The organism is Isoptericola sp. S6320L (genome assembly GCF_023015685.1).
Taxonomy (GTDB): domain Bacteria; phylum Actinomycetota; class Actinomycetes; order Actinomycetales; family Cellulomonadaceae; genus Isoptericola; species Isoptericola halotolerans_A.
This window is the reverse complement of record NZ_JALKAT010000040.1, coordinates 1-12,386: the sequence shown is the minus strand read 5'-3', so window position 1 is coordinate 12,386 and position 12,386 is coordinate 1. Positions and strand designations below refer to the sequence as shown.

The window sequence follows — 12,386 nt, the reverse complement described above, 5'->3', positions numbered from 1 at the left end:
GCATCTGTGGTGGACCACCGCACCGTGGTGTGCTAACCGCAGAAGGAGTTGAGGGCGATGGGCGAGACCTGGCCAGGCGGGATCGTCGTCGGCGTCGACGGATCGCCGGGGAGCTACCACGCCTTCGACTGGGCGTTGGCCGCGGCCGAGCGCCACCACGCCGCGCTGCAGGTCACGTACGCCGAACCCGTGCCGCTCGGGCCGGTCACGCCCGTCCCTGCCTACCGGCCCGACGAGATCTGGCACGAGTCGCAGCGGATCCTGCGTCGCGCCGTCGACCGCGTCGACGCCCGCACCCGGGGCTCGGTACCGGTCACCGCGGTGCCGGCGGCAGGAGGCCCGACGTCGGCGCTCGTCGCCTCCTCCCGCGACGCCGATCTGGTGGTGGTCGGGCGTCGAGGTGCCGCCGCCACCCGTCACCTCCTGGGCTCGGTGTCGTCCGTGGTGGCCTCCCGGGCGCACGGCCCCGTCGCCGTCGTCCCCACGCGGGCACGGGCAGGCCCCCCGAACCGGGTCGTCGTCGGGGTCGGGTTCGACGACGATCCCACGGCGATGCTCGACCTCGCCTTCGCCGAGGCGCAGAGCTGCCGCTGCCCGATCGTGCTGCTGCACGCCGTCCAGCCGTCGTCCCGCGTCGCCCGCGAGGCCGGGTCTGCTCGGGACGAGGACGTCCAGGCCGCGCTGCGTGGCCTCGCCTACCGTTGGGGCACGCAGTACCCCGACGTCGACTGCCGGCTCGAGACGCGGTCCGGTGGACCGGTCTCCGCGCTGCTGGAGGACGTGACGTCGTCGGACCTGCTCGTCCTGGGCGGTCACCGTCACCTGCGGGCGGTCGGCCGGCTGCTGGGGTCGGTGCCCGACGTGCTGCTGGGCGACGCCCCCTGCGTGGTCGCCGTCGCGCACACGACGCGCCCGCACGTCGCGGAGGACTGATAGCGGCGGTCACGCCGTGAGCAGCATCTCCTGCGCCCGGCGCGCCAGGCGCTCGCCCCACTCGCGCGCACGTTCTCGTTCGTGCGGGACCAACGGGCCGGTGACTCCGGCGACGTAGAAGGATGCACCGCGGTCCACGACGCGGTGCCCGTCGTGCCGCAGCGCCCGTGCCGCGGCGTGCGCGGCGGAACCCGGCAGGTGGCGCACACGCTCGACACGGGTGTCGAAGGTCGCGAACAGGTGGACGCCGCGGTCCGACGGCAGCGCGTCGATCCACTCGCGGATCCCTGCCGTCTCCGACGGCTCGTCGCCGCGCTGCACCTGCCCCTCCTGCCGGGTCTGCGGACGGCTCATGCCGAAGGCGTGCGTCGGACCGCCGATGACGACCAGGTCCGCCTCGCCGGCCTCGCCGACCTCGAGGTCGCTGACGGACGCGACCCGCACCGGCATGTGGGTGCCGATCCCGTCGCCGACCGAACGTGCCACGAGGGCGGTGTTGCCGAAGCCGGACTCGTAGACCACGAGTGCAGACATGATGATCGACTCCTTGCTCGACGCATCGCTCGGCCGGTGCCGACGGCCGGGCTCCTGACCTGGCTGACGGTGCGACCTGACGGCCGGCGACACGTCCGCGGCACGCTTCCACCATCGGCTGCGCGGGCGCCGGCCAGGTAGGGCCGATGGTCCCGAGCGATCGGCACCAAGGTCCCGATCCAGGAACCGGCGTACGCAGGTCGCCGCGGGTGATGAACGGCCCGTCGCCTGTCGTGCGCGTGCGGTCGTTCCTACACTGGGGAGAGTGAACCGCGAGCCGAGCACGGCACGGGGTCCTGCGGAGCTCGACCGCTCGCTCCACGAGGCCAAGTTCACCGTCCCCCGGCTGCGCCCGGGAACGGTGAGCCGAGCCGCTCTGATCAGCGATGCGAGGGTGAGCGGCCGGCGGGTCGTCGGCGTGACGGCGCCGGCCGGGTACGGGAAGTCCACGCTCCTCACCGAGTGGGCGACGCACGACCCGCGGCCCGTCGTCTGGGTGTCCTTGGACCGGCTCGACGACGACCCGCTGAGTCTTCTGCGCGTGCTCGCCTCCGGCTTCTCGCTGTCCCGTCCGGGCCACGACGACCTGGTGGCAGAGATGACCGGCCCGGACGTGTCCCTCCTGGGCAGGGCCGCCCCCCGGCTGGCGTCGGCCCTGCGTGCCGGCCGCGAGCCGATCCTGTTCGTGCTCGACGACCTGCACGAGATCCGGTCACCCGCGTGCCACGACGTCCTCGGCGTCGTCGCCGCGGGGATACCCCCCGGGTCGCAGCTCCTCACGGCGAGCCGGTCCGAGCAGCCGCACGTCGCACGCCTGCGGGCCGCGGACGACGCGGTCGAGATCGTGGCCGCGGACCTGGTGCTCGACGTCGCCCAGACGATGCAGGTCTGGGAGGCTGCTCGCGCTCCGGTCTCTCGGGAGGTCGCTGCCACGGTGACGGAGCGCACCGAGGGATGGCCTGCCGGCGTATACCTGACCTCGCTCGTCGCACGCCACCGCGACCCGCGGGACCTGTCGGTCACGGGTGCCGAACCCTACATCGCGGACTACCTGCAGAGGGAGGTGTTCCGCCGGCTCACCCCGGCGGAGCGCCGCTTCCTGCGCCGCACCGCCGTGCTCGACGTGCTGTCGGCGCCGCTGTGCGACGCCGTGCTCGAGGAGCACTCGTCGCAGCGGCGGCTGCGTCGGCTGGAGGCGGCGAACGCGTTCGTCGTCCCGCTCGACGACCGGCGCGAGCTGTTCCGCTACCACGCGCTCTTCCGGGAGTACCTGCTGACGGAGCTCATGGACGCCGAGCCGGAGATCGCCGACACGCTCCGGGTGCGCGCCGCCGGCTGGCTGGCGGCGCACGGCTCGCCGGAGCAGGCCGTGGAGCACCTTCTCGCCACGCCTGATCGGGACCGCTGCGTGCACCTCGTCGCACGGATCGCCATGACGAGCTTCCAGGCAGGACGCATCGCCACCGTCGGACGGTGGCTGCGCACCCTCGGCGACGACGAGGTCGCCGGCTACCCGCCGCTCGCCCTGCTCGCCGGGTACGTGGCCGGCTTCGAGGGGCACCCCCTGGAAGCGGAGCGGTGGGCAGCAGTGGCTGACGCCGCGTCGTACGACGGTCGGCTCGGTGACGGGCCGGTCTCGTTCGCCTCCGCCCGGGCCATGTACCGCGCGCTGCGATGCCCCGACGGCCCGCAGCAGATGTCCGACGACGCTCGCCTCGCCCTCGCCGCGGAACCCGCGTGGAGCGTGTGGCGCACCACGGCACTGACCCTGGCGGCAGAAGCCCTGCTGCTCGTGGGGGACGTCGCCGGTGCGACGCGACACCTGGAGGAGGCCGTCGGCACGGCGAACCAGGGGAACGCGGACGCCTTCGTGTACGCCGCGGCGCTGCTCGCACAGCTCGACATGGACCACGACCGCTGGGACGACGCCGCCGAGCACGTCCGGCTCGCCCTGGAGACGGTGCACGAGCACCGCACGGGCGACTACCCGACCAGCGCGCTCGCCCAGGCGGCCGGTGCACGCCTCGCACTCCGTCTCGGAGACGTGGACGAGGCCCGTCGGCGACTGGTGCAAGGCATGCGGGCCCGGGCCGGCTGCACCTACGCGTTCCCCTCGATCGCGGTACGGGTTCGCCTGTACCTCGCTCGTGCGAGCTGGTCGACGGGCGACCGGATCGCCGTCCGGCACCTGTTGCGCGAGGTGGACGACGTCGTCCTGCGGCGCCCCGCACTGGGTGTGCTGGTCGAGCAGGCACGCGAGCTGCGGACGGCGGTAGGCGTCGAGACGAGCCTGCTCGTCGGGGGCAGCACGGGCGCACCTCTCACGCCCGCCGAGCTGCGCCTCCTGCCGTACCTGCAGACACATCTGACGATCAAGGAGATCGCAGGGCGCCTCTACGTCACCCGGAACACCGCCAGCTCCCAGATCGGGTCGATCTACCGCAAGCTCGGCGTGTCGTCGCGCGGCGGGGCGGTGGACCGGGCCGTGAAGACGGGGCTGCTGGGCTCGTGAAGCTCAGCGCGGCGTCCCGGACCCGTCCGATCCGTCATCGCCGAACAGGTCCTGCCCGAGCGCCAGCGCGAGCTTCGGTGCGGCGGCGACGATGCGCGGCAGACCGACGACCGCCACGACCGCGGTCAGCACGTCGACGATCTCGGCCGGCGTCGCACCCGCGCTGACGGCCTCGTCGACGAGGCTGCCGTAGGTGGGCACGGCCCCGCCGACGGCGACGAGCGCCGCGAGCCGCGCGATGGACGCCGTCCTCGGCCCGAGAGCCTCCGGATCCCGCTCGAGGTCGAGCTCGAGGCTCGGGGGGTTCACGGCGAAGCGCCGCAGTCGATCCATGTAGTCCACGGCACTCCCTCGTCGACGACAGACCTGGACCTCCATTCAGGCGGACCATCGGGGCGCGCCGCATCCCCCTGATCGCGTGAACCCCGGCTGTCGCCGGCGTTTCACACGATCTGCATGACGACGCACCGCGGCTCGCGAGGCAACCTGCGGTCAGGGCCGCGACGGTCACGGCCCCTTGCGGCGAAGGAGGGCGATCCCGTGGACAGCTTCTGGGACTGGTTCTGGCTCATGCTCTGGTGGTTCGCGTTCGTCATGTACCTCATCGTGCTGTTCCACGTCATCGCTGACCTGTTCCGCGACCGCGACCTGAGCGGCTGGTGGAAGGCGCTGTGGCTGGTCGCCCTGATCGTCGTGCCCTTCCTGTCCGCGCTGGTCTATCTCATCGCCCGCGGCCGTGGCATGGCCGAGCGCCAGTCGGCCAGGATGAGCGCCGCCCGGGCCGAGACGGACGCGTACATCCGCGCCACCGCCGGGGGCTCCACGGCCGCCTCGCAGATCACCGAGGCCAAGGGCCTCTACGACGCCGGGGTCATCAGCGACGAGGAGTTCGCCGCCCTCAAGCGGAAGGCGCTGGACTGACGGGGGCCCGCGCCACGAGCTCCACGAGCGTGACGAGGACGCCGGCGGCGACGGCGGTGCCGATGACCAGGCCCGCCGTCGGGTCCGCCGCCAGCAGCAGGACCAGCGCGGCGAGCCCGATCACGACGCCGCGCGCGAACCCGCGGTGCTCGTCCACCCACTGGCCCACCGGCCCCGTCGACCAGCCCCGCGACTCCCCCCAGGTTTGGACCCGGCCGAGGCTCCGCGCGGCACCGGCCCGGAGGCTGCGTGCCGAGGCGCTCCCTCCACCCAGGTACGCCGCGAGCGCGACGACCAGCCCGAGCACGCCGACGGTGCGCACCGTGGCTCGCAGGAACGTCGCGACCTGGTCGAAGACGAGCTCCGCGGCGTCGAGACGCAGGACCTCACCGCTGAGGGCCTGGAGATACAGTCCGCGCGCGATCGCGAGGGCGATGCCGAGCGCCACCATGGCCGCCGTCAGCGCGAGTCCGGCGACCAGGAGGGTACGCATCCGGTGCGTGGACACCAGGACACCGGCCGCCAACAGCCCCAGCGCGACCCACGGCAGCCAGGTGCCCACCGTGACGAGCTGCGCATATCGGTTCTGGACCTCGACGAGCTGCGTCGTCTGCATGATCGTGAAGCTCACGTCCACGGTGGGGATGTTCGCCGCGACACCGAGCCCGCGCTCGACGAGTCGCTCCTTCAACAGCTCGATCATGCCCGCGAGCTGGATCGTGAGCTGGCCGTCCTCGCCCACCTGGAGCAGCTCGCCGCCCTCACCCTCCATCACGGCGACCAGCTCGGCGTGGGCCACTCGGTTCGCCTGCTCCCATGCCGAGACGAACGCCTCGCTGGTCACCACGCGGTCGGCAGCGCTGCGCACGAAGGACTCGACACCACTTGTCAACGGCGCCTCGAGAGCACCGAGAGCAGTCACGGCCCGGGGCGCCACCTCGGCCTCCTCCAGGCCCGCCACGACCTCGTCGAGCAGCTCGCCGACCTCGATCCGCGACATCACGGCCGCCGTCAGCCGGCCGGCCACGGCCGACTGCACGACCGGGTCGCTCGCGAGCGGCGCCACCGTGGCGACGTACCGGTCCGTGTCCGTCAGCTCGGCCTTCGCCCAGGCCGCGACCACGCCCACGGGTGCCAGCAGCGTGGCCAGCAGGACGAGGACGACGGCTGCCGAGCTGCGCCACCGGTGGGTCGTCCGCGGCCCGTCCGTCCGCGGACCGACGCCGGCGGGCTCCGGCACCTGCTGGAGACGTCGACGAAGCTCGGCGTTCTCGCGTTCCAGCTCCACGAGGCGCGCCTCGACGTCGGTGGGAACGATGGGTGGCCCGCTGGTCGTCGGTCCCATGACCGCTCCTTCGTGGCTCGGCACGCCCGACGGTGCTCGCCGGACGTCGGGGACCTCCGGCTCGGGCCACCCCGACGCTACCGACGCGGTCGACCCGTCACATCACCCAGAACAGGTGAACGCACGGCGCAGGTCCAGCCGCTCGTCCCGGCGGCGGCGGGCTCGTCTTTCAGGACAGCGTGGGCGGAGTCCCGATGGATCGTGAGCGCGAGCCCGAAGCAGCGGTCGGCGTCGGTGCTGCCCCGTCCGCCGGCACACCGGGCCACGTCTGCCAAGCGAAGCTGCGGCCAGGTGCCAACCCGACGCGCCTGGTGTCGCGACCGCACCTCGTCCGGCGGTTCGACGCCGCGGTGCAGTCCCCGCTCGCCCTGGTGGTCGCGCCGGCCGGATACGGCAAGACGTCGCTCCTGCGGGACTGGGCCGGTCGGACGCACCTGCCGCACGGGTGGTTGTCCGTCGACGAGTCCGACCACGACCCCGTGCAGCTCTGGTGGGGTGTGCTCGCTGCCCTCGAGGGCATCGCGCCCGGCTGCACGGAGCCCGCGGCTGGGCTGATGCAGCGGCGGACGTTGCTCGACGCCGTGTCGGTGCTCCTCGACGACCTCGACGCACGCCCCTACGGTCCGCGCGTGCTCCTGCTCGACGGTCTCGAGGTGGTGGACCAGCAGCATCTGACCGCCTCCCTGACGTCGTTCGTCGAGCACCTTCCCGCCTGGTTGCACCTGGTCATCGCGAGCCGCTGCACACCGCCGCTCCCGGTCGACCGGCTCCGGGCGCGAGGTCTGCTCGGCGAGGCCGGACAACCCGAGCTGAGGTTCTCGGACGACGAGGCGGTCGAGATGCTCTCGCGGCTCGCCCCCACGATGCCGGCGCTCCTGCTGCAGGAGACCGCACGGCATGCCGCGGGCTGGGCCACCGGCGTCCAGCTCGCAGGACTGGCGGCACGCGCGACCGACCGCTCGTCCCTCGGCACGGCGGATCCGGACGTCGGCGCCCGGTACCTGGAGGACTACGTCTCGCGCGAGGTACTGCACGGCGAGCGTGCCGACGTGGTGGAGGCGCTGGTCTCGGTCGCGGTCGTCGAGCACGCAGGGCCGGGGCTCGCGCGTGTGCTCACGGGACGCGACGACGCGCCGGACCTGTTGTCGGTCGCCGAGGAGCGCGGGCTCTTCCTCACCCGGGCCGAGCCGTCGGGCACCTACGAGCTGCACCCCGCCGTCCGGGAGACGCTCGTCGCCCTCCTGCGCCGCCGGTCGCCCGGGCGGCTCCGCGAGCTGCACCGCACGGCTGCCCGGTGGTTCGAAGGCGACGGGCAGCCGACGGTCGCCCTCGATCACCTGCTCCGCGCCGACGACCATCGCGACGCACTCCGGCTCCTCGCGGCCTGCGCGCCCCAGCTCTTCGACAGCGGGCACCAGGCCACCATCCGGCACATGCTCGCCGCGATGCCCCAGCGGGTGACCACCTCGGACCTCGCCGCTGCCGTCGACCTCGCCTGGTGCCGTCTGCACGTCGACCCCGACCTCTTCGTCCAGACCGTCGACGACCTCGACCGATGGACGGACGTCCGCTCCGGCCTCGACCCGGCCCTGCGTGCCCGCCTGGACATGCTGCGGGCCGTCGCCGCCGGCCTCCGCGGTGACTGGCGAGACGGGGCCCGGCTCGCCAGAGCGGCACTCGCGACGATCGGCGACCCGTGGCTGCTGGACCCGGTCGTCAGGTACGGCTGGAACCTGGTCGCGCGGGAGATCGCCCTCGCGGAACGGTGGGACGACTCGAGCACCGAGGTGCGCAAGGTGGTGTTCGCGATCAACGCGGACCCGGAGCGCCGTGCCGCCCTCGAGGGCACCCGGGCCCTGGGGGACGCCCTCGCCGGGCACCCCGTCGACGCCCTGCGGCTCGTCGCCGGGACACGGACCGCCTCCGACGCGTCGAACCTCACCGTGCTCCGTGCCGAGCTGCTGACCGCCGAGGCCGTGGCCCTTCGTGAGATCGGCGACACGACCGTGGCGCTCCCGATGCTGCGACGGCTGGCGGCAGACGACTGCGCACCGGTGCCGCACTGCCGGCTCCTGGCCTGTCTGGAGCTCGCGAGCTCGTCTCTCGGCAGCGGGGACCTCGACGCGGCCGGACGGGCCTTCGGCCAGGCCGTCCGCCTCACGGAGACCGCGTGCAGCGGACCCGCAGGCCGTTCCTGGCTGGCCAGGACGGGGGTGCTCCTCGCGCTCGCTGGAGGGCATCTCGACGAGGCGCGGCAGTGGGGCCTGCAGGTCGAGGACCCGTTCTGGGCGGGCGTGACGACGTCGTGGATCCTCCTTGCCGAGGGCGACGTCCGAGCGGTCCCCGACGTGCTGCGCGACGTCGAGCCTCGCTGCACCCGGCACCAGGTGGTCCGCGACCTCCTGCTGAGCCGGGCCGGCGCGAGCCCCGCAGCGGCCCAGGCCCACCTGCTGCGAGCGGTGGACCGGGCTTCCTCGCACGGGCTGGTGCAGACCGTCGCCTCCGAGGGGCCCGACGTCGTCGAGTCGATCGAGCGACTCTCCTGGCACGTGCCGCAGACCTGGCTGGACCGGCTCCGGCGCATCCCCGCGCACGGGACGACCGTGTCGGTCACGTCGGCCGTCGAGCGGGCCAGGGCGTTGACCGAGCGCCAGATCGGGATCCTGCGCATGCTGCCGAGCCGGCTGACCCTCCGGGAGATCGCCGACGAGCTGTACATCTCCGTGAACACGCTGAAGTTCCACCTGAAGACCATCTACCGCGAGCTCGACTGCGGTTCGCGCGCCGAGGCAAGCGCCGTGGCGCGCACGCTGGCGAGCCTCCCCCGCCGCGGTCAGCCGTCGAGCACGCGGCGGCGCTGAAGCTCGTACTGCTGGAGCGTCAGCACGCCACGGTCCACGAGCTCGGCGAGGGCGTGCAGCTGCGCTGCCGGGTCGACGGCGAGCTCCGGGTCCGCACCGCTCGCGGGGCCGCGGACCAGCAGGTCCGGGATCCAGCGACGGTCGACGCCGTCGACGGCCCGGTCGACGGCAGCCCCGTACCGGTCTCGACCGACCCGTTCGCCGCAGAGAAGTCGGCCTCCGGCCTGGCGCGCCGCGGCCGACAACGACCCCGCCCACCGGTCCTCGACGAGGAGCAGGAGCGCGCTGACGTCCGGCTCCACCACCACGGCCGCCAGGGCGACGTCGTGCGCGCTGAGCCGCACGGACCGTACGGCGCTCCTGGCGAGAGGAGCGATCTCCGGTGCATCGAGACCCCCGCTCACGGCCACCGCCGTCTGGCCCCTGGCTCGGTGCAGCAGCACCACGTCGATCAGCCGGATCGTCTCCGACCGGACCAGCTCCGCCAAGGCCACAGCGACGTCCGCGACTCGCTCCACCGCGGGAACGACGACCAGGAGGTACTCGAGCAGATCGGCATCGACATGCCCGACGGCCGCATCCCCCGGGGTCCCCTCGGTCATGGCACACCTCCTTCACCGCGGTGCGACGCACCCGCTCCGACGATGCTGCCCGGGGTACGGGTGGGCCCGCACCACCCCGCGACGGATGGTGCCCGACCACCCCCTCCGGGGGGAGGCTCTGAGCACGGTGGTCGAGGAGCCCCCTGATCGGGGCTCGAGAGGACGGACGCGATGCCGACGGAGCCCACGACGACGCGTGCGGCCGGGGCCGCGGGGATCGTGCTGCTCACGCTCGGGTCAGGTCAGTTCCTCATGACGCTGGACAGCTCGGTCATGAACGTCTCGATCGCCCAGGTCGCCGAGGACGTGGGAACCACCGTGACCGGGGTGCAGACCGCGATCACCCTCTACACGCTGGTCATGGCCACGATGATGATCACCGGCGGCAAGATCGGCACGATGATCGGCCGACGCCGGGCCTTCTCCATCGGCTGCGTCGTCTACGGCGCCGGCTCCCTGACGACCGCCCTGGCGCCCAACCTGGGCGTGCTGATCCTGGGGTGGTCGGTGCTCGAAGGTCTCGGTGCCGCGCTCATCATGCCCGCCATCGTCGCCCTCGTCGCCTCCAACTTCGCGCCGGACGGACGGCCCCGTGCCTACGGGCTCGTCGCCTCCGCGGGCGCCATCGCGGTCGCGGTGGGGCCCTTGGTGGGCGGGGCGGTGACCACGTACTGGACCTGGCGGTGGGTGTTCGCCGGTGAGGTGGTGGTCGTCGTCGCGATCCTCGCTCTGTCGCGCAAGGTCCAGGACGCGGCGCCCGCCGCACGGTCACGGATCGACCTGGTGGGGGTCGTGCTCTCGGCCCTGGGCCTCGGGGCGGCCGTGTTCGGCGTGCTCCGGTCGAGCGAGTGGGGATGGATCCGCGCCAAGCCTGACGCTCCCGCCATCGGGGGCCTCTCCGCGACGCTGTGGCTGATCATCGCCGGCCTGCTGGTGATCCGGGTGTTCTTCTGGTGGCAGGCGCGCCGGGTCGGGCGTGGCCAGGAGCCGCTCGTGGACGTCACCCTGCTGCACGACGCCCGTCTGGTCGGCGGCCTCGTCATGTTCCTCTTCCAGTTCCTGCTCCAGGCCGGGTTGTTCTTCACGATCCCGCTCTATCTCTCGGTCGCCCTGGGGCTCAGCGCGTTCGAGACCGGGGTCCGGCTGCTACCCCTGTCCGTGACCCTGCTGCTCGCCGCGATCGCCGTCCCGAAGCTGTGGCCACGTGCTTCTCCGCGACGCGTGGTCACCGCCGGGCTCCTCGCGCTGCTGGCCGGGATCCTCGCGCTCGTCGTGGCGCTGGAGATCGGGGCCGGTCCGGAGATCGTCTCGGTGCCCCTGCTGCTCGCGGGCCTCGGCGTGGGGGCCCTGTCCTCCCAGCTCGGCGCCGTCACGGTCTCGGCCGTCCCCGACCGGCTGAGCGGTGAGGTCGGAGGTCTGCAGAACACGTCGACCAACCTCGGCGCGTCGCTCGGCACGGCGCTGGCAGGATCGGTGCTGATCGGCGCGCTCACCACCAGCTTCCTGGCCGGCATCGACGACAACCCCGCCGTGCCCGACGAGCTCGCGGCGACCGCCACGGTGCAGCTCGCCGCCGGGGTCCCCTTCCTGTCCGACGTGCAGCTCGAGTCGGGGCTCACCGACGCCGGGCTCCCCGAGGAGCAGGTCGACGCCGTGATGGAGGCGAACGCGTCGGCACGGATCGACGGCCTGCGCGTGAGCCTCGCCGTGCTGGCGCTGCTCGCCGGGGTGGCCATCGCGCTGACCCGACTCCTGCCGACCAGCCGGCCGGGAGTCGACGAACCGCACGCTAGACGGCCCCGGAGCGCTACGCCCGGTGCCGCTCCCCCGTGGCGCCCCGCTCCGCGACCAGTGCCGCGAGCGCCGACCGTGTCTTGGTCTCCTGGGGAGCGCCCAGGTCGACGCCCTTGCGCGCGAGGAGCACCTTGGTCTCGGCGGCGACCTGGAACGCCGCGTCCGGTGTCGCCTTGGTCGACAGCTCGAGGATCCGGGAACCGTCGGGCAGCACCCAGAGCTCGGCGACGAGCCGTCGTCCGTGGCCCGCCGGCGTGAAACGGCACTTGAGCAGGTTCACCGGTCCGAGGACGGTGAGGTCAGCCATGCCGACGCCGTCCGGCATCCGCTCGATGAGCAGCTTCCGCTGGGTACCGTCCAGCAGCTCGTCCAGCGTGCGCGTACCGGCCAAGAGCTTCCTGACCCTGCCGTCGGGAACCGTGGCCGTGAGCGAGCAGGAGCAGGTGTAGCCCTGCGGCGACGCGTCCAGCTCGACCTTGAAGCCGTCGTGGTCGCGGAGCTCCGGCGGCGCGTCCGCCGGCAGCATCGGCCGCAGCTTCACCGTGACGTCCCCCGGCTTGCGCTGCGTCCGACGCGCACGCACCACGACACCCCCCTCGGAGAGTCGCAGGTACGGCGTGTCGACGAAGGCGACCTGCCGCACGACGGCGTCGAGCGGGTCGATGCCCAGCGTCTGGACGACCGAGCGCAGGCGGTCGTCGGGCACGGTCAGCTTGAGTTCGACGGAGTCGACGTCGGGCAGGAGCACCAGCAGGTCGGCGAGCTGCTCCACGTCGTACGTGGGGACGGCAGGAGAGGTCGCCATGGTCGCTCCGGTGGTCGGGAAGGGAGGCCTGGGCCGATCCTCGCGCGGGACCGGGTGGCTGCGCGCCACCCCCCGGGGG

At 73.2% G+C, this 12,386-nt stretch carries 9 protein-coding genes; 5 read left to right on the top strand and 4 right to left on the bottom strand.

The features are described 5' to 3' along the window. Positions 1–57 precede the first annotated feature (57 nt). Positions 58–933 (top strand): universal stress protein, encoded by an 876-nt coding sequence (locus MWU57_RS16150; protein WP_246910577.1) that lies wholly within the window; start codon positions 58–60, stop codon positions 931–933. Between the two features lie 9 nt (positions 934–942). Here MWU57_RS16150 and MWU57_RS16145 read toward each other — a convergent pair whose 3' ends face one another. Next, positions 943–1,467 carry a flavodoxin/nitric oxide synthase gene (locus MWU57_RS16145; protein ID WP_246910575.1) on the bottom strand — a complete coding sequence of 175 codons (525 nt, stop codon included), beginning with the start codon at positions 1,465–1,467 and terminating at the stop codon, positions 943–945. 265 nt (positions 1,468–1,732) lie between these two features. On the opposite strand from MWU57_RS16145, the gene MWU57_RS18505 reads away from it, so the two are divergent. Next, positions 1,733–3,979: a LuxR family transcriptional regulator gene (locus MWU57_RS18505; RefSeq protein WP_246910573.1), complete on the top strand. Its 2,247-nt coding sequence runs from the start codon at positions 1,733–1,735 to the stop codon at positions 3,977–3,979. Between the two features lie 3 nt (positions 3,980–3,982). Here MWU57_RS18505 and MWU57_RS16135 read toward each other — a convergent pair whose 3' ends face one another. Further along, positions 3,983–4,312, bottom strand: a complete 330-nt coding sequence (locus MWU57_RS16135) for a carboxymuconolactone decarboxylase family protein (RefSeq protein WP_246910611.1) — start codon at positions 4,310–4,312, stop codon at positions 3,983–3,985. 207 nt (positions 4,313–4,519) lie between these two features. Here MWU57_RS16135 and MWU57_RS16130 point away from each other — a divergent pair, with 207 nt between their 5' ends. Further along, complete coding sequence (locus MWU57_RS16130) at positions 4,520–4,900, top strand: SHOCT domain-containing protein (protein WP_243401123.1); 381 nt, start codon at positions 4,520–4,522, stop codon at positions 4,898–4,900. Here the strand turns inward: MWU57_RS16130 and MWU57_RS16125 are convergent. After that, positions 4,878–6,245 carry a hypothetical protein gene (locus tag MWU57_RS16125; protein WP_246910572.1) on the bottom strand — a complete coding sequence of 456 codons (1,368 nt, stop codon included), beginning with the start codon at positions 6,243–6,245 and terminating at the stop codon, positions 4,878–4,880. The two genes, MWU57_RS16130 and MWU57_RS16125, sit on opposite strands and share 23 nt — an antisense overlap. 194 nt (positions 6,246–6,439) lie before the next feature. Between MWU57_RS16125 and MWU57_RS16120 the strand changes: the two genes are divergently transcribed. After that, positions 6,440–9,106 (top strand): LuxR C-terminal-related transcriptional regulator, encoded by a 2,667-nt coding sequence (locus MWU57_RS16120; protein WP_246910570.1) that lies wholly within the window; start codon positions 6,440–6,442, stop codon positions 9,104–9,106. Here the strand turns inward: MWU57_RS16120 and MWU57_RS16115 are convergent. Then, positions 9,079–9,708, bottom strand: coding sequence for a hypothetical protein (locus MWU57_RS16115; protein WP_246910567.1), 630 nt, complete (start codon positions 9,706–9,708; stop codon positions 9,079–9,081). The genes MWU57_RS16120 and MWU57_RS16115 overlap by 28 nt on opposite strands. A gap of 171 nt (positions 9,709–9,879) precedes the next feature. On the opposite strand from MWU57_RS16115, the gene MWU57_RS16110 reads away from it, so the two are divergent. Further along, positions 9,880–11,760: an MFS transporter gene (locus tag MWU57_RS16110; protein ID WP_246910564.1), complete on the top strand. Its 1,881-nt coding sequence runs from the start codon at positions 9,880–9,882 to the stop codon at positions 11,758–11,760. The last annotated feature ends 626 nt before the right edge of the window (positions 11,761–12,386 follow it).